17 protein-coding genes are annotated in these 24,086 nt (G+C 32.6%); 15 read left to right on the top strand and 2 right to left on the bottom strand.

The annotated features are described in order from the left end of the window. Positions 1-245 precede the first annotated feature (245 nt). Entirely contained in the window at positions 246-800 is a 555-nt protein-coding gene (locus tag CD032_RS08395; protein WP_103211372.1) for a TetR/AcrR family transcriptional regulator, read from the bottom strand. A gap of 148 nt (positions 801-948) precedes the next feature. On the opposite strand from CD032_RS08395, the gene CD032_RS08390 reads away from it, so the two are divergent. The 8 genes from CD032_RS08390 (at position 949) to CD032_RS08355 (ending at position 14,397) form a co-directional block, all read left to right on the top strand. Continuing rightward, positions 949-3,486, top strand: a complete 2,538-nt coding sequence (locus tag CD032_RS08390; protein WP_019470002.1) for an MMPL family transporter — start codon at positions 949-951, stop codon at positions 3,484-3,486. Between the two features lie 307 nt (positions 3,487-3,793). Next, complete coding sequence (aryK, locus tag CD032_RS08385) at positions 3,794-6,076, top strand: transcriptional regulator AryK (RefSeq protein ID WP_103211371.1); 2,283 nt, start codon at positions 3,794-3,796, stop codon at positions 6,074-6,076. 294 nt (positions 6,077-6,370) lie between these two features. Next, positions 6,371-7,768, top strand: a complete 1,398-nt coding sequence (locus CD032_RS08380) for an MFS transporter (RefSeq protein WP_103211370.1) — start codon at positions 6,371-6,373, stop codon at positions 7,766-7,768. A 76-nt stretch (positions 7,769-7,844) separates the two neighbouring features. Next, positions 7,845-9,020 (top strand): M20 family metallopeptidase, encoded by a 1,176-nt coding sequence (locus CD032_RS08375; protein WP_026034829.1) that lies wholly within the window; start codon positions 7,845-7,847, stop codon positions 9,018-9,020. A 303-nt stretch (positions 9,021-9,323) separates the two neighbouring features. Beyond that, positions 9,324-9,791: a hypothetical protein gene (locus CD032_RS08370; protein WP_019470006.1), complete on the top strand. Its 468-nt coding sequence runs from the start codon at positions 9,324-9,326 to the stop codon at positions 9,789-9,791. Between the two features lie 549 nt (positions 9,792-10,340). After that, entirely contained in the window at positions 10,341-11,723 is a 1,383-nt protein-coding gene (locus tag CD032_RS08365; protein ID WP_103211369.1) for an MFS transporter, read from the top strand. A gap of 421 nt (positions 11,724-12,144) precedes the next feature. Then, a complete protein-coding gene (locus tag CD032_RS08360) occupies positions 12,145-12,678 on the top strand; it encodes a methylated-DNA--[protein]-cysteine S-methyltransferase (RefSeq protein ID WP_040029754.1) in 534 nt (177 codons plus the stop codon). 159 nt (positions 12,679-12,837) lie between these two features. Then, positions 12,838-14,397: a BCCT family transporter gene (locus tag CD032_RS08355; protein WP_019470009.1), complete on the top strand. Its 1,560-nt coding sequence runs from the start codon at positions 12,838-12,840 to the stop codon at positions 14,395-14,397. A gap of 240 nt (positions 14,398-14,637) precedes the next feature. Here CD032_RS08355 and CD032_RS08350 read toward each other — a convergent pair whose 3' ends face one another. Further along, entirely contained in the window at positions 14,638-15,810 is a 1,173-nt protein-coding gene (locus CD032_RS08350; RefSeq protein WP_019470010.1) for a hydroxymethylglutaryl-CoA synthase, read from the bottom strand. A 103-nt stretch (positions 15,811-15,913) separates the two neighbouring features. Between CD032_RS08350 and CD032_RS08345 the strand changes: the two genes are divergently transcribed. The 7 genes from CD032_RS08345 (at position 15,914) to CD032_RS08315 (ending at position 24,045) form a co-directional block, all read left to right on the top strand. After that, positions 15,914-17,068 carry a thiolase family protein gene (locus tag CD032_RS08345; protein ID WP_040029755.1) on the top strand — a complete coding sequence of 385 codons (1,155 nt, stop codon included), beginning with the start codon at positions 15,914-15,916 and terminating at the stop codon, positions 17,066-17,068. After that, positions 17,068-18,348: a hydroxymethylglutaryl-CoA reductase, degradative gene (locus CD032_RS08340; protein WP_019470012.1), complete on the top strand. Its 1,281-nt coding sequence runs from the start codon at positions 17,068-17,070 to the stop codon at positions 18,346-18,348. The genes CD032_RS08345 and CD032_RS08340 overlap by 1 nt, the downstream gene beginning before the upstream one ends. Before the next feature lie 220 nt (positions 18,349-18,568). Next, entirely contained in the window at positions 18,569-19,543 is a 975-nt protein-coding gene (locus CD032_RS08335) for an SMP-30/gluconolactonase/LRE family protein (protein WP_026034831.1), read from the top strand. Between the two features lie 426 nt (positions 19,544-19,969). Further along, entirely contained in the window at positions 19,970-21,430 is a 1,461-nt protein-coding gene (gene nhaC / locus CD032_RS08330) for a Na+/H+ antiporter NhaC (RefSeq protein ID WP_103211368.1), read from the top strand. Between the two features lie 245 nt (positions 21,431-21,675). Further along, positions 21,676-22,551 carry a cidABC operon transcriptional activator CidR gene (gene cidR, locus CD032_RS08325; protein WP_019470015.1) on the top strand — a complete coding sequence of 292 codons (876 nt, stop codon included), beginning with the start codon at positions 21,676-21,678 and terminating at the stop codon, positions 22,549-22,551. 420 nt (positions 22,552-22,971) lie between these two features. Then, on the top strand, positions 22,972-23,358 hold the full coding sequence (locus tag CD032_RS08320; RefSeq protein WP_019470016.1) for a CidA/LrgA family protein: 387 nt from the start codon (positions 22,972-22,974) through the stop codon (positions 23,356-23,358). Beyond that, positions 23,359-24,045 (top strand): LrgB family protein, encoded by a 687-nt coding sequence (locus CD032_RS08315; RefSeq protein ID WP_019470017.1) that lies wholly within the window; start codon positions 23,359-23,361, stop codon positions 24,043-24,045. Positions 24,046-24,086 lie beyond the last annotated feature (41 nt).

Below are 24,086 nucleotides of genomic sequence, written 5' to 3'. Positions count from 1 at the left end.
TAAAAAATGACTTGGAAATCATTCTAGTATCATAAAGCCCGTAAATGAATTTTTGGAAATTCATTTACGGGCTTTTTATATATCATATTGCCACCTACTATATTTAAGGAAATGCACGATAAGTAGGTTTAGTTTGCTTATAAGTACTTTGTAATACTCACTTTTTATATCATTGTCTTTAAATACTTATTAAAAATTAAATTAACATTGATGCAATTCATCAAAGTTATTGATGTGCTAATTTTTTATTCATCATTAACTTGAATATTAATCATTTTATGAAAAAGTGCATCAATGGCTTCATACGACATATTACTATTATGTTCACGCATCCATTCCATAAAACCGTATAAAGTCGCACCGTAAACATAAAATACTAAGTCTATTGGAACGCTTTGATCAACCGTTATCCGATGTTCGTTTGCTTTAATATCATTTTGCAGTATACGGATAAAATGATTTTCAACTGTACGTTCAAATTCTTTATCGTCTTCTTGTTTATGCTTTATTTTACTAAAATCGTCAATGTTTGTGACGGATTGTTCCATGCTAGTAAAAGGGTTATTGATACGTTCTTTAATATCTGTTGAAAAGTAATCTTTGGTTAAGAAGGTTATTAAATAAATAAGTAAATCATATTTATCATAGAAATGCTTATAAAAAGTTGTGCGATGAACCAACGCTTCATTACAAATTTGATTTACTGAAATAGTTGAAAATGTATATTTTTCTAATAATGCATATAGGCTTTGAGATAGTGCACGCTTTGTTTTGATTACACGTAAATCTTTTTCATTCATTCTACAATTCTCCTAATCTGTAGTTTAAGTATACGGAATTGCATATTTAGTTCTTTTTAAAATAGGGTAAACCATTATAAGATGTCAATAGAAATATTCTACAGTATATGTATAAACTATAACGTTGTTTAATTAAGGAGGCAATAGTTTGGCAAAATTTTTATACAAATTAGGTTCATTTGTTGCAAAACACAAATGGTGGAGTGTAGTTGCTTGGGTGATTATTCTTGCAGCAATTATTATACCGCTTACAATAAGTTCACCTAAATTTGATAATGACATAACAACGAATGGCTTACAGTCATTAGATACGAATGACAAAATAGAAGACGAATTTGGACAAGATAGTGAGAAAGCTCAAATTAGAGCAGTCTTTAAAAGTGATTCAGATAATGGCATAGTGAAACAAGATATGACTAAAGATATCAAAGATACATTGAAAGATATTAAGGATGATGATGAAGATATTAAAAACATCTCAGATCCTTATGACAATAAACAAATCAGTAAGGATAAATCTACAGCAATCGCTGATATTAATTATGATGTGTCTGCAACTTCATTAAAAGAAGATTCAAAAGATAAAGTGAAAGACCAAGTTGAGAAATTAGAAGATGATCATAACGTACAAGTAGAACTGATGGGTACAGGTATGGAATCTACTGAAATTGGTGGTTCTTCTGAATTAATCGGAATTATTGTAGCATTTGTCGTACTTCTAATTACGTTTGGTTCATTTATCGCAGCAGGTATGCCGATTATTAGTGCTTTACTTGGTTTAGGCACTGGCGTGGGTATCATATCATTATTGACCTATGCATTTGATATTCCAAATGTGACTTTAACATTAGCAGTCATGATTGGTTTAGCGGTAGGTATTGATTATGCACTATTTATTTTATTTAGATATCGTCAAATTGTAAAAAGTGAGCCCAATCATATTAAGGCAATCGGTTTAGCAGTAGGTACTGCAGGCAGTGCAGTTATCTTTGCTGGTGTTACAGTTATTATTGCTGTTTGTGGCTTGTCACTTGTTGGTATAGATTTCTTAGCCGTGATGGGCTTTGCCTCTGCAATTAGTGTATTTGTCGCAGTGATTAGTGCATTAACTTTATTACCAGCATTGATCAGTATTTTCCATAAACAAATTCATCCTAAGCAAACGAAAGCAGAGTTTGCAGGAGATGTAGATACGAAATGGTCTAAATTCGTAGTTGGTAAACCACTTGCAGCAGTACTGATTGGACTTATTATTTTAGTAGTAGCTGCTATACCGATTAATGATATGCGTCTAGGTATACCAGATGATGGTATGAAACCAGCGGATACGACTCAGAAAAAGGCCTACGATATTGTATCTGATAAATTTGGAGAAGGATATAATGGTCAAATTGCAATGCTTGTGAATGTGAAAGATCAAAATGATAATCCTAAAGCGTTGCAAAAAGATTTACAAAGTTTGAGTAAAGACATTAAAGATATGGATAATGTGAAGATGGTTGCACCGCCACAATTGAGCGAAAGTAAAGATTATGCATTAGTAGCGGTAATTCCTGATAAAGGTCCAAATGCTAAATCTACTAATGATTTAGTTCATGATTTAAGAGATTATAATGATGATGCTAGAGACAAATATAATTTCAAAACCGAAGTATCTGGACAAAGTGTAATTAATATAGATATGTCGCAAAAACTAAATGAAGCTATTCCATTGTTTGCTGGCGTTATCGTAGCATTAGCGTTCGTACTATTAATGGTTGTCTTCCGTTCTATCATTATTCCACTAAAAGCAGTTCTAGGTTTCGTACTTTCTTTAGTCGCAACATTAGGCTTTACTACTTTAGTAATGCAAGAAGGATTTATGTCTGAGCTATTTGGCGTAGATACAACGGGACCATTACTAGCATTCTTACCGGTTATTACAATTGGCTTGCTCTTTGGTTTGGCGATGGATTACGAAGTATTCCTTATGTCCCGTATTCATGAAGAGTATAGTAAAACAGGTAATAATGAACACGCGATAAAAGTAGGTATTAAAGAAAGTGGTCCAGTCGTTGTTGCTGCAGCACTTATAATGTTTAGTGTGTTTATTGCATTCGTCTTCCAAGATGATGTGATGATTAAATCTATGGGATTATCACTTGCCTTTGGTATATTGTTTGATGCATTTATCGTACGTTTATTACTGATTCCTGCATTGACACAATTATTTGGCAAAGCATCTTGGTATATGCCAGCGTGGTTAAATCGAATATTACCACATGTAGATATTGAAGGGCATGCCTTACAGGGTGAGATGCCAGCATCTAATTATGCACATATCAATCAGTCTGCAGGTAATGATAGCTATGATCGTACATTTAGCATCCGCAAACAACAAAACACATATAATGAAGAAAATAATACAATATCTGTGGATCAAAAAACGAAAATGTTATATAACGAAATTGCACAACAAACAACGCAACGTGCATTTTTATATGAAGCTTTAAAATCATATAAAAAAGATTTAGCACAGTCGCAAAATGAAAGTGATAAATCACCGTCCATCTCAACTCGAGTTGATAACAAAAACGAAAACTCGCTTGGTAGTGAAGATGATGAAATTGTTAAGCTACTAGCACAACAAAGTGAAAATATTCGTCATTTGAATGAATTAATTGAAAAAACAATTAATAAAAAATAAAAGTTTTAGGATGTAACACACATATTTAAAGCAAAAGACTAATCCATAGTTATACGGATCAGTCTCATACTGTCGACAAAGTCCCCGACTTTGTTGGCAGTTTTTTTATACACGCTTTTCGCGAGTACTACCGTAACCTGTAGTCTTCGGGCTATTGATATACCCGCAGGAATCGTCATAAATCACTGCCAATATTATAGTATATTTGCAGGCATGTTCTTTTATGTCTAATTAACGACAAATTAAAAAACAAAATAGCAAATACACATTTATTTTATTAAAATATATTTTAATAAAGAGGTGTGCTATGGAAAAATTTTATAATATCGAATTTAATCACAACAATAATTCAGTATTTAATTTTAATGATGGCGTACGTATCGTTCTCGTTTTAAAAAATAAGTTGAAATTCGTCAGTGGAACTAGTAGTCATAAATTTCAAGCGGGTGATGTTTTTATTATCAATCATAGAGAGCGCTATCGACTTATAGAAGAGGAAGATACCTTATATACCGCCATTCATTTGAAAGAATCGTATTTAAAGCAATATATTAGTGATTATAATGACAAAATATATATTTTAAATCCACAGACATTGCAAAAAGTTATATATCAACAAATTCTGAATGTTGTGGCTAAGATAGGTATCGTCTATATTCGAAAAGGGAAGTTTTATAGATTATATATGGAACAACCGTTAATTGACTTAATGTTTATGATTGTAAGATATTTGCCAGCTTATGAAAATATCAATCATGAACATGATGTTAATGATCACCGCTTAGATTTTGTATGTAAATATATTGAAAGAAATTTCACTAAACCAATCACGTTAAGTGAGGTAGCTGAGAAGGTGCATTTAAGTCACACATATTTGTCAAAATTATTCACAAAACATATGGGGATTGGTTTCAATCATTATGTCAACCATATAAGAATTGAACATTGTAAAAACGACTTAGTACAAACAAACGATGCCATTACTCACATCGCTTTGAAAAATGGCTTTAGTAACTCTAATATGCTGCTGAAATATTTTAAATTAGACACTAAATTAACGCCTTCGCAATATAGAAAAAGGTATCAGGTTGGAGATATTGTGGACACTGCAAAAACAACAGTTGAATCGGAAAACTATCAAATGTATCTATACTATTTAAATGCTTATATCCAACAAACGCTTGGTACTATGATTCAATCGCCTTATAATCAAAAAGTCATTGATATTACGCTGAATTACAATCAAACACACGATTTGTCAGATTATGATCATGTGATTCAAATAGGTAGCCTTGATACATTACTTTTTCAAAGATACAGAAAACAACTGATAGAAGTACAACAATTTTTAGGTTTAGACCATGTACTTGTCAAAGATCCTATTTTAAAAGGCTATATTGAAAATAAAATTATTGAAAGTGATGAACTTATTCCTACCATACATCCATATATGAAAGTAGATGAATGCTTGAGTTTTTTATTTGAACATCATATTGGTTTAGGAATTGAAATCGATCCTCCAACATTAACATCACAACTTGTACAATATATAAACGAATTAAGATTTTTATTAGAGCATATTTATAATACAGTGCCGGATAGAAAGGAATTTAAATTAGTCATTTACTTGAAGGGTAAGAAAGCCAATGTACTCTTAAAAATAATAAGGTTATTTAAAGAATATTTTGAGTATACTCAGATTATACTTAATACGGACATCACTGATGTCAATGAATTGGCAACCGCTAAACAAATTTTGGATAATTCAAGTGAAAGTGTTAATAGTATAGCGTTTAGTGCAAATCAAAATGATATTATCAATTTCAATTCAATTGAAAGTAAACAGTATGATTTAGCTAAACGACATATCATAGAACAGTATAATAAGATTACTGATGCGTTCAATATAAAGGGAAAAGATGTTTCGATTGTGCTGCTTAATTGGAACACATTAACAGATAATACAAGTCTTACAAATGGTGAATACTTTAGAGCAGGTATTATTTTTGAACAGTTGATTGATATGAACCATCAAATAAATGCAATTGGCTACTGGCTTAATCATGAATTACATCATCAATATAATTCAAATGAGATTACTTCCGAATTAAATGGTATTGATTTATATCATCAATTTGATGGGAAAAGGCCTGCATTTTTTACAAGTATGTTTTTTAAAAAGCTATTTAACCAAGTGCTTTTTAAAAACGAAGACTGTATGGTTGTAGGACAGAATGACCATTTTCAAATTGTCGTGTGGGATGCAGAACATTATAATCCATATTTTACAACGAATGAACAAATAGATTATTTAAGTCATAAAGAGTACCAGCTCAATATATCAAATGTCACTACTGGTTCGTATAAAATAAAACATTTAACATTAGATAGAAATAATGGTGCACTTTATCAAGTTTGGCAGCAGTACAATACGCAACATGGTATGGATACAGAGACAATTAATTACGTTAACAGAGTCTCTTACCCTAAGTTAGATGTCAGCGAAGTGGATGTCGTAGATACGATTTCTTATCATTTGAAATTGCAAACCAACGCAATACAAATAATTGAATATAAAAAATATTTTTAATTATATGTGCAGGGTAATACAAAAAATTGAGATATCGCTGTGTTGTACGTTTGGCGCAAAATGACAAAAATAATATAGTTCATTTTTGTCATTTAAAGCTACAATTGTTATTTAGAAAATAATCGATACTAAAAACACAATTATTATATATTTTAACAAAATATATCCTACTACTATATTTTATAGAGAGGATAGCAAGTATCATTTATTGAAAATGTCGATAGTAAGTACATTTTCCAACTAAGCTAATCTTCCCTATTTGTCATTTTAAAAATATTTTAGGAGGATGAACAAATGACTCAACAGGGAAATACGAAGAGTTATCAAGGTGACAACAAATTAATATTAGGTATTGTATTAGGAGTTGTTACTTTTTGGTTATTTGCGCAATCTTTATTAAACGTAGTTCCTACGTTACAACAATCATTTGATAGTAATATTGGCACAATAAGTATTGCTGTTAGTATTACAGCATTATTCTCAGGAATGTTTGTTGTTGGTGCTGGAAGCTTAGCAGATAAAGTAGGGCGTGTGAAAATAACATATATTGGTTTATGGTTAAGTATCATTGGTTCTTTATTGATTATAATTAGTAACCTACCAATATTGCTCATTATAGGAAGAGTAATTCAAGGGTTATCAGCAGCAGCGATTATGCCCTCAACTTTAGCAATTATGAAGACTTATTTTGAAGGTAAAGATAGACAGCGTGCACTGAGTTATTGGTCGATTGGTTCTTGGGGTGGATCAGGATTAGCATCGTTATTCGGTGGTATGGTTTCCACTTTTATTGGTTGGAGATGGATTTTTATTTTATCCATTATTATTGCCTTAGTTGCAATGTTATTAATAAAAGGCACACCGGAAACCAAATCTGATAATACAACTAACTTGAAATTTGATTTTACTGGGTTGATTCTTTTTGTAATTATGATGTTAAGTATTAATGTCGTAATCACTCAAAGTGGTACATTTGGCATGCTTTCACCTATAATAATCGGGCTGCTTATTGTATTCATTATCTCAACCATAGTTTTTATAATAGTTGAAAATAAAAAACATAATCCATTAATTGATTTTAAATTATTTAAAAACAAAGCTTATACAGGTGCGACATTATCCAACTTCTTACTAAATGGTGTGGCTGGTGCTTTGCTTGTAGCCAATACATTCGTTCAAAAAGGTATAGGTTTTAACGCATTCCAAACAGGACTTTTATCTTTTACATATTTGGTTACTGTATTGTTGATGATTAGAGTCGGTGAAAAAGTTTTACAAAAAGTGGGAGCTAAAAAACCGATGTTGTTAGGTACAACGTTTAATATGATTGGTATTATTTTAATATCATTTACATTTTTACCAAGTGCGCTATATGTCGTTGTATGTATCATTGGTTATTTACTCTATGGATTAGGTTTAGGCTTTTATGCAACACCTTCTACAGATATGGCGATATCTAATTCTCCAGAAGATAAAGTTGGTGTAGCTTCAGGTATTTATAAAATGGCTTCCTCATTGGGTGGTGCATTTGGTATAGCTTTATCAGGAGCTTTATATGGCGTTGTTACAGAAGCTACAAATGTGAAGTTTGGTGCGATGGCTGGTTTATGGTTAAACGTATTAATGGCATTGCTTTCATTCGTCATTATTCTTTTAGCTGTGCCATCATTTAAGAAACAAAATAGAGCATAATTCATTAATACAACGTTGTCATTTAAAAAGTATATAATGACATTAAGGTATCGTATATTTCATTGGAGGAATGATTATAATGAAGCAATTGATTGAAACATTGAAAGAAAAAGAAGCGCGTATGATAGAAATACGTCGTTACTTACATCAACACCCAGAACTATCTTTTTGTGAGAAAGAAACACCTAAATATATAGAAGCATTTTATGAAGGTAAAGATTGTAAAGTTGAAACGAATGTAGGCCCGAATGGTTTGAAAGTTACTATTGATAGTGGTAAACCAGGCAAGACCATCGCAATTCGTGCGGATTTTGATGCTTTACCAATTCAAGAAGATACAGGTCTAGCATTTGCTTCGAAAAATGATGGTGTCATGCACGCATGTGGTCATGATGCACATACGGCATATATGTTAATTCTTGCAGAAACACTTATTGAAATGAAAGATCAATTTAACGGTAAAGTTGTTGTCATACATCAACCAGCTGAAGAAGTACCTCCTGGTGGTGCACAAGCAATGATTAAAGACGGTGTTTTAGATGGTGTTGATCATGTATTGGGTGTTCATGTTATGAGTCATATGCCTGCAGGTAATATCTATTACAGAGAAGGTAATGTGCAAACTGGACGTGATTTCTTTAAGCTAAAAGTCAATGGTCAAGGTGGTCATGGGTCTTCGCCGCATACAGCAAATGACAGCATTGTAGCAGGTGCATACTTTGTAAATGCATTACAGACTGTTGTTTCAAGACGTTTAAATCCATTTGAAACGGGCGTTGTTACAATAGGTTCATTTGATGGTAAAGGACAATTCAATGTGATTAAAGATAGCGTTGAAATAGAAGGTGATGTACGTGCGTTAACCGATGAGACTAAAAATACAATAAAAAAAGAAGTGACACGTTTATCAGATGGATTGGAAGCAATGTTTGGTGTCACATGTGAATTAGACTACCATGATGATTATCCAGCGTTGTACAATGATCCTGAATTCACAAAATTTGTGGTAGATACAATACAAGAAGCGGATACTGATGCAATTTCAAGTGTAGAAAGATGTGATCCACAACCGCCTTCAGAAGATTTTGCTTACTATGCTAAGGCAATTCCTGGCACATTTATTTATGCTGGTGCAGCACCAGAAAATGGTGATATTCACCCACACCATCATCCTAAATTTAATATTAGTGAAAGTTCAATGCGAGTTTCTGCAGAAACTGTAGGATTAACTGTATTAAATTATCTTAAATAATATATTTGTGTTCATTTGTGAATGCTAGCATGTGTTTACTGTGACATACATGATTTTACAATATTATCTAAAGCTAATTAAAATTTGAGATTAAAAGCGTGCGTATACGGCGTTTATTACATGATAAACCATCCGTATATGTACGTTTTTCGTTGTATAAAAAATGTGCTGATATAGAAAAATAAAATTACGAGGAATACTTTTGAGCGCTTTCATTAAAATAAAAGTACGAATGATAACTAAAGGTTTAATATGAGGTCATTTGGTGTATATGTTAAATGAAAAAAGAAAGGAATGAGTACATTGAATGGCGAGAAAAAAATAGATACCTTGTTAGAAGACTATAATAAGCAATTAAAAAAATTATTTAAGTATGATAAAGCAAATGCGCTTGCTTTTGATAATGAAAGTAGAAGTAAAGTTGCAGAACAAAAAGGTGTTTTTGTGATTTTTGAAAATAAAACACCAATATTTGTGGGACAAGCTGGTGGATTTATGACTGGTTTTAAATTTACGCAAAAAGATTTATATGATAAATTAGGACAATTTAATTCAGCTTCAGACACTGGAACTACAAAATTTAGAAAAGCATATATAGAACATCATGGTTTAGATGAAGCGGAAATGAAAAACATAAAAGCAAATGAAAAAAAGTTAAAGTTTCAATATATTAAAGTTAAAGATAATTTAGCTTTTATCAATATTTTAGAAATTTTAGCATTAGAGTATGCTAAGAAAAATAAAATAAAGTTATTTAATTTTCCTAGTTAAAGCGTGGTGTTTTTGAACTGCTAAGAAAATGGTGATTAAAAGGAATGTTAAAACATTTAAGATTCACTTTCAACAACATGTGATTTTTGTGAAATTACCAAAAGGATATGATGAAACGAAAAAATGTCTGTCCGCTTATATTAGTACAAGATGGAGACGCGTTATTTAAAGATGTTGAGTGAGATATTATATTTGTCAGAATACTTCCAAACAATAGAAATCAGGAATATAGCCCATGGGGAGTAGTCTGTAGATGGGAATAATTATAGGTGGGAGCAGGTGCTTACATTTTATGAATGGCTAAGCATTTGCTTCCTTAAATTATTTTGATTTTGTCAATTTTAAGAAAAAATTAAGTTTTTAAAATGAATTATCAGAAAATTCGTAATAATTTATGAGTAATATCCCAATTTTCTATAAAATAGTGATAATATTTTAAATATATGAATTTTTATAAATTGTATTATGACTCATTATAGTATTCAAATTTATAAAATGCATGAATGAATGGATTCATCGTTATCATTATTTGAAATAGGGGATGCTTTTATGACAATGAAGACAGAAAAAGTTTCAGGTAATATGTTGTTAACTGGTATTGTTTTATCTATATTAACATATTGGTTATTTGCTCAATCTTTTTTGAATATTGGGCCTAAAATACAAACCACTTTTGATGCGAGTCCGGATATCGTAAATATTTCAGTGAGTTTAACATCATTTGTAACAGGCGTATTTATGGTAGTGGCTGGGAATATATCAGATAAATTTGGTAAAGTGAAATTGACTAGAATTGCTTTAGTATTGAGTATTATTGGTTCGCTGATGTTGATTGTTTCTGGCAATATTGTGATGTTACTACTTGGTAGAATTGTACAGGGATTTTCTGCAGCGATTATCATGCCAGCCACAATATCTATAGTGAATGACTTTTTTGATGGAGATGATAGACAAAAAGCACTCAGTTTTTGGTCAATCGGTGCATTTGGTTGTACTGGTTTATCTTCCTTTTTTGCAGGTGCAATGGCTACATTTATTTTTTGGCAATCCATTTTTATATTATCGATTATATTATCAATATTAGCTTTAATTTTATTGCGTGAATTACCAGAAAGTCGCATTAATAAAGCAGAAGCGAGTCCATTTGATTATATAGGTTTATTTATTTTTATTATAATGATTGGTAGTATTAGCTTTGTAATTACACAGGGTTATAAAATAGGATGGCTAAATGCTGTAACAGTGATCTTATTTGTCATATTTTTAATTTGTATATACATATTTTTTAGAGTAGAACGAGTCAAAAAGGTGCCATTTATTGATTTAGATTTATTTAAAAATAGACCTTATATTGGTGCTGTTTTAGCTAATTTTTTATTAAATACTGGCGTTGGAGTAATTGCCTTATTAAATATGTACGTACAAAGTGGTTTGAAGTTAACAGCCTTCCAAGCAGGATTGTTAACATTACCTTATTTAATTTCGCTATTGCTTGTCATTCGTTTAGGTGAGAAGAGTATAAAAAGATTTGGCGCCAAACGTGCGATGATTATTGGACCAATATTTACTGGTTTTGGTGTCTTAATGTTTAGTATGACATTTTTCGATACTGCTATTTATGTTGTTGTAGCGTTAATTGGCGCTGTGTTTTTTGGTGGTGGTACAGGATTATTTGCAACTCCAGCATTAAGTACAGCGGTCTCCACGACACCGCCAGAAAAAGTTGGTGTTGCTTCAGGTATTTTTAAAATGGGCTCTACATTAGGTGGTGCGTTTGGTATAGCAATTATGACATCTATTTTTACTGGCATTATTCAGAGTGGTCAAAACATGCATATTGCTGCAGGTACAGGCTTTATTGTAGGGACTTGTTTAGTGTTATGTTGTGTTTTAACAAGTGCAATCGTTATACCAACACGGAAAGTTAAATAGTGAAGACATTTCATTTATTCATAATTATGTTGAGTTTGGTCTGGGACATCATTGATTCGTTCCAGACTTATTTATATTGTTGGTAGTGGGTTTAACTGAAAGTTTACGGCACTACTCAATTATTGAATTAGTAGTACTTATGCAGGAATTTCAGCTCAAGTGATCGTTTTACATTTTTTTAATACTAGTCATCTTTACTGGATGGGACGACGAAATTGATTTGAATATCTCCCTCTTCCTTTATCATAAAGCAAGTGAATTGAGTACAGCGTAGTAATTGAGCTTTTTGTTACATAGTGACTAAGAAACTATGTATATACTGACGATGGCTTTCTATCATGAAGAAGTATCAAGATTTATTTTACATAAAAATTTAAAAGGATTATGATAATTACAAAATATACTAGAAAGAAGTGATATGATGCACTATAAGACATATTATGAATCACCGATTGGTCGGATTGCACTAACATCAGATGGCGAAGCAATTACAGGATTGTGGTTACCTAAACATGATGATTTTGAATCAAATTATGATGAATCGTTAACAGAAGCAAACTTACCAATTTTTGAAAAAGCGATTATTTGGCTTGATAAATATTTTTCCGGACATAATCCCAAAATAGATTTTGCACTAAAACCTATAGGAACCGAATTCAGAGAGCAAGTTTGGGATATTTTATTGAAAATACCATATGGAGAGACTGTTACTTATGGTGATATTGCTGAAGAAATAGGTATTAAAAGAAATAAACCAAATATGTCTTCACAAGCAGTGGGTGGTGCTGTTGGGACAAACCCGATTTCTATTATAATCCCATGTCATAGAGTAGTTGGCAAAAACGGTAGTCTTACTGGTTATGGTGGTGGCATTGATACTAAAATTGAGTTATTGAAACTGGAAAAAGTAGATATGCAACCACTTTATAGACCGAAGCATAGTACAAAACCATAACATAGTTACTTGACTGAAAATTGACGTAAGTAAATATTATTATTTTATACATTTTGTATTTTTTATAAATAAAATTTTCTAAAAATATAAAGTTGTTTCTATTGCTCAGTGTGTTATCCTATAAAACGTCTTTTTATTATTATTAGAGGGGTGGAAAATTTGGATAATACAAAAAAGTCGTTTTCTAGTGTATTTATCTATTCAGCACTAGTCGTAGGCTTATTAGTAGTTATTGGAGCTATCTTTCCAGCTAAATTTGGAGAAATTACTGGCATTATTTCTTCTTGGGTAACAAAAACGTTTGGCTGGTATTATATGTTACTGTATACAGTAATTTTAGGTTTTTGTGTATTTTTAGTATTCAGCCCTATTGGGAAATTGAAATTAGGTAAACCAACAGATAAACCGGAATTCCATACGGTATCTTGGTTAGCGATGTTATTCAGTGCAGGTATGGGCATAGGTCTTGTATTTTATGGTTCTTCAGAACCGATATCACATTATTTAGCGCCGCCAACAGCAGATCCGGAAACAAAGGAAGCAATGGCACAAGCCTTTAGGTCTTCATTTATTGATTATGGATTTCATCCTTGGGCAGTATACGGCGTAGTAGCATTAGGTTTGGCATATTCTCAATTCCGTAAAGGAGAAAATGGCTTAATTTCTAGAACACTAAGACCAGTGTTGGGCGATAGAGTAGATGGCCCGATTGGTGTCATTGTTGATGTCTTAGCGGTGTTTGCTACCATTATTGGTGTAGCCGTTTCTTTAGGTGTAGGCGCAATACAAATAAACGGTGGTTTAAATTATTTGTTTGGTGTGCCGAATAATGCTGTCGTTCAAGGAATTATTATTGCTGTAGTTACAGTGTTATTTTTATATAGTGCGTGGAGTGGTTTGAGTAAAGGGATCCAATATTTAAGTAATTTAAATATGTTTTTAGCAGCATTATTACTTATTGTTATTTTTATTGTAGGACCAACCGTATTGATATTAAATATGATGACAAGTGGTACTGGTGATTACCTTAATTCACTTATTTTTAATAGTTTAGATGTAGCACCATTAAATGAACAAAAAGCTGAGTGGTTGAAAAGCTGGACAATTTATTATTGGGGCTGGTGGATGAGCTGGAGTCCATTTGTTGGTATATTTATTGCGAGAATATCTAAAGGTCGTAGTATTCGCGAATTTGTAATTGCCGTATTAGGTGTACCAGTTGTGATTAGTATTATTTGGTTTAGTGCATTTGGTGTAACTGGTATAGACGTAGGACAATCCCATAGCGAGATATTTAAAATGCCACCAGAAACGCAATTATTTGGTATATTTAACGAGTTACCATTTGGATTTATACTATCAATTATTGCGTTAGCATTAATCGCTTCATTCTTTATCACTTCTGCAGACTCTGCAACCTTTGTTTTAGGTATGCAAACTGCATATGGTACATTGAATCCATCAGGATTTATAAAAATTGTCTGGGGACTTGCATTAGCAGCTATTGCATACGTACTATTATTGGCTGGTGGTGACACTGGACTAGATGCACTGCAATCTTCGGCAATTATTTCTGCATTACCGTTTAGTTTTGTAGTTATCTTAATGATGATTTCCTTATATAAAGATGGAAATGAAGAACGTAAATATTTAGGGTTATCGTTACAACCCAAAAGAGATATTGAACCGCAAGATTTAGACGAAACAAACCGTGATTAAATCTCATAAGTAATTTAATCATAATGTGTTTAGCATAATAAAAGAGGGTAGCTTTTATGTAAGTGAAGTAAAAGCCACCCTCTTTATTTTATATAAAAAAACCCGTAGTTGAATATCAAACAATTCATTTACGGGCTTAAATATTTGGAATTGTATCTAACCTTCGATTTTAGATACATATACCGTTTTATGTCATTAATCATACTAAATGAAGTGAGGTAAGATTAAGTGAATTGAAGCTTAATTTAATGTATTATAATTACGAATATGATCACTGATGCTTTCGAGATAGAAAATACCTTTTGTTTCATTTGCTAACTCTACATCATGATCAAATTCAAGGTTGTCGAAACGTTTGAAAAATGTTTCATATGTCTCAACAGAGATTTCTGTACGATGATTTAATAGATCTTTATGTTTTTCTATATCAAGTGCATCTTGATAGCCTTCGACTAATTTACCACTAAAGAATTCACCAACAGAACCTGAACCATAGCTGAACAAACCAATTGTATCACCAGCGTTTAATTCAGTATGTGTTTCTAACAATGAAATTAGACTTAAGTACAATGACCCAGTATAAATATTACCTACATAACGATTGTAATAAGTTGCTGCGTCATACCCTGTAGTTAATCGTTCTTTAGTTTCTGTGTTGATATCATCTGTTAAGATAGAATCAAGTGCTTTTTTACCCATTTTAGTAAATGGTACGTGGAAACATAATGATTTAAATGTATCTAATGTAGTATTATATCTACGTGCATATTCATTCCAACTTTCTTGGAATGAATGGATATAGGCATCTTTTGATAATGCACCATCCACTAACGGGTACGGTTGTCCACTTGGACGCCAAAAATCATATACATCTTCTGTAAATGCGACTGCGTCATCATTTAGTTCAAGAATACGTGGGTTTTGTGTTATCATCATAGCAACTGCACCTGCGCCTTGGGTTGGCTCACCGCCAGATTCTAGACCATAGCGAGCAGTATCACTAGCAATAACTAAAACTTTTTCGTTAGGGCGGTTAGCGATATAATCTTTCGCTAATTGAATGGCAGGCGTAGCAGCGTAACAAGCTTCTTTCATTTCAATACAACGTGCGAATGGTTGAATACCTAATAGATTATGTATTTGAACCGCAGATGCTTTAGCAGAATCTATAGCAGATTCAGTAGCAACAATAACCATACTAATTTGTTTTTTATCATCTTCAGTGATGATTTCTTTGGCAGCATTGGCACCCATAGTTACAATATCTTGGCTCATAGGGCTAACTGCCATTTCATTTTGCCCAATGCCAATAAGAAATTTATTTGGATCAACTTGACGAGATTCGGCAAGTTTAGCCATGTCTACATAAAAATTTGGAACATAAAAATTGATTTGATCAATACCAACTGTCATAAAGTGTATCGACACCTTTCTTTTAATAAATAAGCAATTGTATCATATCAAATCATATGTATAAAAGACAATAATTTACAATATGCACAGAAGGAGAATAATAATGAAAAAAATAGCAATCGTAAGTGCTAAGCGAACACCTATAGGAAAATTCAGAGGAAAATTAAGTAATTATACTGCAGTAGAATTAGGTACAAAAACGTTAGAGACTGCTATGTCAGCCATTAATCTCAAACCTGAAATGATAGAACAAGTCATTTATGGCAATGTACTTCAAGCTGGAAGTGGCCAAAATCCTGCACGACAGGTTAGTATCAATGCTGGTGTGCCTAATACAACACCTGCGATGACTATTAACGAAGTTTGTGGTTCTGGGTTAAAATCTATCATACTTGGCAAACAACAAATCCAATTAGGAGAAGCAAAAGTAGTAGCTGTTGGAGGTATTGAAAGTATGACAAATGCTCCCAAACTATTGTTTAATGAAGAAGCAGCACCAGTTGAAAGTTTTATGCATGACGGTTTAACTGATGCATTTCTAAATGTACCAATGGGCGTTACAGCAGAGAAAATAGCGGAAAAATATAATGTCACACGAGAACAACAAGATGCGTTTGCAAATGACTCACAACATAAGGCAGCGCAAGCTTCAAAAGCAGGTAAATTTGATAATGAAATTGTTCCATTAACAGATAATGAAGGCGAACTAATGACAACAGACGAAGGCATTCGCGGAAATAGTAGTATTGAAAAATTAAGTACTTTAAAAACAATATTTAAAGAAGATGGCACTGTCACAGGTGGAAATGCTTCAAGTATCAATGATGGCGCATCAACAATTATTTTGATGGATGCGGATTATGCAAGACAAGAAGGCTTTGAAATTATTGCAACATTAGGCGAACACGCGGAAATTGGCTGTGATCCTGCCTATATGGGGTATGCACCGTATCATGCAGTGACGGAATTATTAACAAAGTCCAAGAAAGCCATGAATGATATTGACGTTGTGGAAATGACAGAAGCATTTGCTGCTCAAAGTATACCGGTTAAAAACAATTTAGAGATACATCCTGATAAGCTTAACTTATATGGTGGTGCCATTGCTTTAGGCCATCCAATAGGTGCAAGTGGTACGCGGTTGGTGACTACTTTAGTAAATATCTTATCACAAGAAAATAAACAAAATGGGATTGCAACTGCATGTATTGGTGGCGGTTTAGGTATCGCATTATATGTAGAAAAGGGGGATGCCTAATGTTACCTTTAGGTAAAGATTTTCGCCATTTATCACGTGAAGAGAAGTTAGATTGTCTACTTGATTATGGTTGGTTGAATAAAGATAATCACGATATGTTATTAACACATCCTTTAATTCCAGAAGAAATTGCTAACAGTTTAATTGAAAATGTGATTGGTCAAGGTGCGTTGCCTGTCGGGTTACTACCTGAAATTATTGTAGACGACAAATCATATGTTGTACCAATGATGGTTGAAGAACCTTCTGTTGTTGCAGCTGCAAGCTATGGTGCAAAGTTAGTCAACGAAACAGGTGGTTTTCATGTCGTAGCTAGTGAGCGATTAATGATTGGACAAATTGTTTTCGATAACGTAAAGGATACACAACGTCTATCTCAAAATATTAAAGATCTTGAGCCGAAGATTAAGCAAATTGCAGATGAGTCTTATCCTAGTATTATTGAAAGAGGTGGCGGTTACCGTCGAATTGAGATAGATACTTTCCCAGAAGCGGAGTTATTATCACTCAAAGTATTTGTAGATACAAAAGATGCAATGGGCGCTAACATGTTAAATACAATATTAGAGGGGATTTCTGCATATTTGAAAACGGAACTTGAAGATGTAGATATATTAATGAGCATTCTATCTAATCACGCCACTGCCTCTGTTGTTAAAGTACAAGGTGAGATAGATATTCAATCATTATCTAAAGGTGGACGTGACGGTGCCGAAGTAGCGCGTAGAATGGAAAGAGCATCTGTGTTAGCGCAAGTTGATATTCATCGTGCGGCGACGCATAACAAGGGTGTGATGAATGGCATTCACGCAGTTGTTTTAGCTACAGGTAATGATACGCGTGGTGCTGAAGCTAGTGCTCATGCATATGCGAGTAAAGATGGACAGTATCGAGGAATAGCTACTTGGCAATATGATGTGTCACGCCAAAAATTAGTTGGTACGATTGAGGTGCCAATGACACTGGCAACAGTTGGTGGAGGTACACGTGTCTTACCAATTGCTCGAGCTGCTTTAGATTTAATGAAAGTGGATTCAGCACAAGAACTTGGTCATGTTGTAGCTGCAGTTGGTTTAGCTCAAAACTTCGCAGCATGTCGTGCACTCGTTTCGGAGGGTATTCAAAAAGGTCATATGAGTTTACAATATAAATCATTGGCAATTGTTGTGGGTGCACAAGGTGATGAAATCGCTAGAGTCGCTGAAATGTTAAAAGAAAAACCAAGCGCAAATGCAGCTATGGCAGAACAGATTCTCAATCAAATTAGAGAAGCACATTAGTGATTGAGTTATATTTTTGATAGGTATCATTGAGACTATAACACATTTAATATTTTTGACGGAGTAATGACTCATTGTTTTCATTACTCCGTCTTTTTGTGCAATAAATGACTTTGAAATAAAATATAAATATTTTATTTTGTGATTTGAGTTCCATATAATATAAATTATAATATCGAAAGAAAAGATTAAAAGAAAAGATTAAAAGAAAAGAGGGAGTATGATGGGGAATAATCTACCGGCATTATCATATGATCACAAGAATCATTCTGTGGTGCCAATTTTAGCATCTGAACAAGGTCTACAAACAATAACTGCAGAACCTTGGTTGGAAATTTCAGAAGAAGGATTACAATTGGAAGGTTTATGCTTTGATAGGAATGGTGATTTAACACTTTGCGAAGTATTTGGGGGAACCGTTTTTCACGTGACTTTGCCAGACAAAAAAGTTACTCAGCTTTTTACATCACATAAAGAAAATCCTGCAGCTATTAAAATCCATAAGGATGGAAGATTATTTGTTTGTTATTTGGGTGACTTTGAACGTTCAGGAGGCGTGTTTGCAGTTAATGCTGAGGGAGAAACAGAAGAGACGATTGTGTCAGATATTGACACAGAATATTGTGTGGATGATTTAGTGTTTGATAGTAAAGGTGGATTTTATTTTACTGATTTTAGAGGATACTCTACAAATCTTAAAGGTGGCGTATATTATGTTGCACCAGATTATAAATCCATAACACCTGTGCTTCAAAATTTAGCTGTTGCCAATGGCGTAGCTTTAAGTACTGACGAAAAAACACTATGGGTAACTGAAACAAATGCGAACCGATTACATCGTATTGATTTACTAGAAGACGGTGTAACCATTGCACCATTTGGCGCTTCTATACCTTACCATTTTACTGGACACGAAGGGCCAGACTCATGTTGTATAGACAGTGATGATAATTTATACGTTGCAATGTATGGGCAAGGTAGAGTATTAGTTTTTAATAAAAAAGGTTATCCTATTGGACAAATTTTAATTCCGGGTCGTGATCAAGGGCACATGCTTCGTTCAACACATCCAGCATTTATCCCAGGGACAGATCAGTTAGTGATTTGTGCTAATGATATTGAACAAGGTGGAGGTTCTTGGATTTATACGGCAAAAGGATTTGCAAAAGGTCATCATAGCTATCAATTTCAGTAAATATAAACCATAAAACGTTTTAGGATATGAGATAGAAATCTAATTTTATTGAAAAGATTTGATCATCGTACTTAGACAAAGATGACCAGAATAGAAGAAAATATAAAATGATTCTTTGCATTAACGTTCATGTATAACTTCTACTAACTTAATTACTGACAATATGAAAAAAATCTGAGACGAATCAATATCGTCTCAGATTTTTTAGTATACACCATCTTTATGAACGTCAATTATATTTTATTGCTGTAAAAATCAGAGCATTTAAATTATTATTTGAAGTTTATAGACAGGGGAGTAAGACGAGTAATGATGCTGATTTTAAGTGTAACAATAAATTAATTGAGGTAAAATTCACCAAAAATTTATAAATACATTATTGAAAGCGCATACATTTTTAAGTATGATATAAATTAACAAAGGTAGGTGTTTACTATTTTAAAGCCAAAAGATAAGCATAACGAAGAAAAACACGATTTAAAGAAACCACTAGGTGTTACGTCGGCGGTCGTTACATTGTCAATTATGATTATTACGATGTTAATAACTGTGGCTGTATTAGAAAAAGAACCTCATATCCCTCTAATGATTGGTACTGCGGTTGCTATCATGGTGACTATGTTACATGGATATGAATTTAGTGAAGTAGAAGAAATGATGTACAAAGGTATACGGCATGCTTTGCCAGCGATTATTATTATTATACTTGTAGGTTTAGTTATTGGCTCATGGATTGGTAGTGGTGTCGTAGCAACAATGATATATTATGGGCTGCAGTTAATAGACCCACGTTATTTTTTAGCAGTAGTAGTTATATTATGTGGTGTCGTAGCGTTAGCTATTGGCAGCAGTTGGTCCACAATGGCTACTGTTGGTGTTGCATCAATGGGGATTGGTGTTAGCATGGGTATTTCTCCAGGCATGGTCGCTGGTGCAGTCATTTGCGGTGCTTATTTTGGTGATAAGATGAGCCCGTTATCAGATACGACAAATCTTGCTTCAGGTTTATCTGGTGTTGAATTATTTGAACATATTAAACATATGTTCTATACCACAATTCCAGCTGTGATTATTGCGTTAATTACATTTTTCTTTATTGGTATGCAGTATGGTAATAAAAATTTTGATACTAAGCGTATCGATGCAATTCTTAATACTATGCAAGATAATTTTGTGATTACACCATGGTTGTTGTTAGTACCTTTAGTAGTTATTGTATTAGTAACGTTCAAAGTCCCAGCCATTCCAGCAATTTGTGTCGGTATTATATTTGGATTTTTTGCTCAAATTTTTGTACAAGGTGGAAGTATAACAGAAGCGCTGACAGCTTTACAAACAGGATATACAATTGAATCAGGTAATAAACTTGTAGATGAACTGTTTAATCGCGGCGGTTTAGAATCAATGTTTTATACGATTTCATTGACTTTAGTAGCGATGACTTTTGGTGGTGTGTTGGAATATTCAGGCATGCTATCTGCATTGATTTCGGTGATTTTAAAAGTAGCGAGAACAACTGGTTCATTGATTGCGTCAGTGATTGTTTCTTGTATCGGCACTAATTTCACATGTTCAGAAAAATACATATCTATTATTGTACCTTCTAGAATGTATGCGAGTGCTTTTAAAGACAAAGGCTTACATCCTAAGAACTTATCTAGAGCATTAGAAGATGGTGGAACATTAACTTCAGTATTCGTCCCTTGGAATACATGTGGTGTATTTATCGCATCAACGTTAGGCGTATCGGTAATGGAGTATGCACCATTTGCTATTGTGAATTATACAGTTCCTATAATTTCAGTTATTTTTGGATTTATTGGGTTTAAAATAATTAAATTAAAAGATTCAGATGATGGAAATACAGACAATGCTAACTTAGCTTAATTTAGTGGATTTTATAAAAATCTATCATTTACTATAAAAAGAGGAGAAATCAAGTATGATATTTGATTTCTCTTTTTTTATAGTGAAAATGAGCATAGAAATTGATTATTCATGTCAGGGTGATTTTCAATAGTCCTAATCATTTCAATACCTTAAATAATGCATAAACTAAAAAGATTGAAAAAATAGTATATAACCGTATACTAGGATATACATATTGAAGTTAAGTATAGAGGAGCACACATATGGATATTAAACATATGAAGTATTTTGTAGAAGTAGTAAACCAACAAGGTATGACAAATGCATCTAAATCATTGTATATCGCTCAGCCAACGATAAGTAAGGCAATTAAAGACATTGAAAATGAATTGAATATGCCATTGTTTGATCGAAGTAAACGTCAACTTGTACTAACAGATGCTGGCTCAGTTTTTTATTATAAAAGCAAAGAAATCTTATCATTATACAAAGATCTGCCTAAAGAAATTAATAGTTTATTAGGTTTAGAAACAGGTCATATTAGCATCGGTTTGTCTGCAGTCATGAATATGAATAAGTTTATTCATATTTTAGGTGAATTCCATCAGCAGTATCCTAATGTAACGTATAGCTTAGTGGAAAACGGTGGCAAAATGATTGAACATCAATTAATTAATGATGAAATAGATATAGGAATTACAACATTACCAGTAGACCAATCTATTTTTCATTCCTTGCCATTATATCAAGAAGAGTTGAAATTAGTTTTGAATAAAGAACACCGACTTGCTCAATATGAACAAGTGAAAATGAGCATGCTAAAAGATGAAGATTTTATACTCTTTAATGAAGATTTTTACTTGAATGATAAGATTATCGAAGCGGCAAAAAATGCAGGTTATATACCTAATACAATATCTAAGATTTCACAATGGAACTTTATTGAAAATCTTTTAAATGCTCATTTAGGTGTAAGTATTTTACCAGAGAACATCGTTGGATTATTAGACAGTGACTTTAAGAATATAACACTTGAGGATCCAGGCATGAGTTGGGAATTAGGTGTGATATGGAAACGAGATAAATATTTAAGCTACGCAACCAGACAATGGATAGATTTTATGAAACAACGTTTATAAAAACGTAGGTTAGTATTCATATTATATATGATCATGAAACAACATTTGACTAAAAAGATTGAATCAATTGTGTGTTAATAATAGTAGTTTCAACCATAGTGTTGAGTAATTTAATGTATTGGTGGGAGTAGATTGCGCAATCAAACGGATGATTTGATTCCAATCCTGTTCCCACTATTTTTAATTATAAAAAGCTATCCTTAAAAAATTATTTGAAAAGGACACATTGTAAAATAGTTGATTTGTTTTATCATGTATAGATATTTGGAATATGTAAAATCGCTTTCATAGAAAAAAGTAATCGGTAATATGAAAAAACAATATTTTTATTATATTTAATGGCGCGTTATACTTAATCATGTAATCAACAAAGCAGTTAAAAAATCAGCAGTTCAAAAGTAATAAAAAGGGTGATGAGTATTGCAGGTAGCGCTAAAAATAATCAAAATTATGTTTCAAGCATTAATAATTATGGGTATTACCTTTATTGGTAATAAAATTCAAATGATTTTTGATATTCCGATTGCAGGTAGTATCGTTGGATTAATATTATTTTTCTTATTACTACAATTTAAAATTATTCCAACAAAATGGGTAGAAGAAGGCTCTAAATTTTTCTTAGCTACCATGGTATTTTTCTTTGTTCCCTCTGTCGTAGGTATTATGGATGTCGCTAATATGATTAACTTTAATTTTATTTTATTCTTTATCATGATTGTTCTAGGCACATGTTGTGTCGCTTTAATTTCAGGGTTTATTGCTGAAAAAATGGTTAAAGCTGAACAATACGGGAATGGTCAAGATTAGATGGAACTTCTAAAAGCATTGTTAATGATTCTACTGACAGTTTTTATGTACATTGGAGCAAAAAAATTACAGTTTCAATATCGGAGCCCATTTTTAAACCCTGCCCTTATATCATCAATTGGAATTATCATTGTATTAATGTTATTTAACTTAGATTATCAACAATATATGGTCGGTGGAAAGTGGATACACCAACTGTTGAATTGTACAGTGGTAACATTAGCATTTCCACTATATCAAAATCGTCATAAAATATTAGCTAATGGTAAAATTATATTTAGTAGTGTGATTACAGCAGTAATTTTGAACTTTGCATTTGTTTATGTCATATTAAAAATGTTTGGTTATTCAAAAGAAGTTATTGTTACGATGTTGCCAAGATCAATTACAGCTGCTGTAGGTATTCAGGTATCTCACCAAATGGGTGGTGTGGATGCAATAGCAGTGTTATTTATCGTAGCAACTGGTTTAATCGGGAGCATTTTAGGTGCATATTTGATTAAATTTGGAAGATTTAGAACTTCTATTGCAAAAGGTTTAACATTTGGTAACGCATCACATGCTTTTGGTACAGCTCAAGCACTTGATATTGATTTAGAAGCAGGTGCGTTTAGTTCAATTGGTATGATTTTGACCGCATTATTAAGTTCAATCGTTCTCCCGATACTCATAATCTTTTTATATTAAGCGTAGTGTTAAAACATAGTATTAACTATTTTAGGGTAAAA

Source organism: Staphylococcus cohnii subsp. cohnii (genome assembly GCF_002902365.1).
In the GTDB taxonomy this organism is placed as follows: domain Bacteria; phylum Bacillota; class Bacilli; order Staphylococcales; family Staphylococcaceae; genus Staphylococcus; species Staphylococcus cohnii.
This window is presented reverse-complemented; position numbering and strand designations above follow the sequence as displayed.

Excerpts from the sequence above, each read along its gene's own strand:
- CD032_RS08340 (WP_019470012.1), top strand. The coding sequence starts at position 17,068 with ATGTTACCTTTAGGTAAAGATTTTCGCCATTTATCACGTGAAGAGAAG.
- cidR (WP_019470015.1), top strand. The coding sequence starts at position 21,676 with ATGGATATTAAACATATGAAGTATTTTGTAGAAGTAGTAAACCAACAA.
- CD032_RS08350 (WP_019470010.1), bottom strand. The coding sequence starts at position 15,810 with ATGACAGTTGGTATTGATCAAATCAATTTTTATGTTCCAAATTTTTAT.
- CD032_RS08360 (WP_040029754.1), top strand. The coding sequence starts at position 12,145 with ATGCACTATAAGACATATTATGAATCACCGATTGGTCGGATTGCACTA.
- CD032_RS08395 (WP_103211372.1), bottom strand. The coding sequence starts at position 800 with ATGAATGAAAAAGATTTACGTGTAATCAAAACAAAGCGTGCACTATCT.
- CD032_RS08335 (WP_026034831.1), top strand. The coding sequence starts at position 18,569 with ATGATGGGGAATAATCTACCGGCATTATCATATGATCACAAGAATCAT.
- aryK (WP_103211371.1), top strand. The coding sequence starts at position 3,794 with ATGGAAAAATTTTATAATATCGAATTTAATCACAACAATAATTCAGTA.
- CD032_RS08380 (WP_103211370.1), top strand. The coding sequence starts at position 6,371 with ATGACTCAACAGGGAAATACGAAGAGTTATCAAGGTGACAACAAATTA.
- CD032_RS08365 (WP_103211369.1), top strand. The coding sequence starts at position 10,341 with ATGACAATGAAGACAGAAAAAGTTTCAGGTAATATGTTGTTAACTGGT.
- CD032_RS08345 (WP_040029755.1), top strand. The coding sequence starts at position 15,914 with ATGAAAAAAATAGCAATCGTAAGTGCTAAGCGAACACCTATAGGAAAA.
- CD032_RS08315 (WP_019470017.1), top strand. The coding sequence starts at position 23,359 with ATGGAACTTCTAAAAGCATTGTTAATGATTCTACTGACAGTTTTTATG.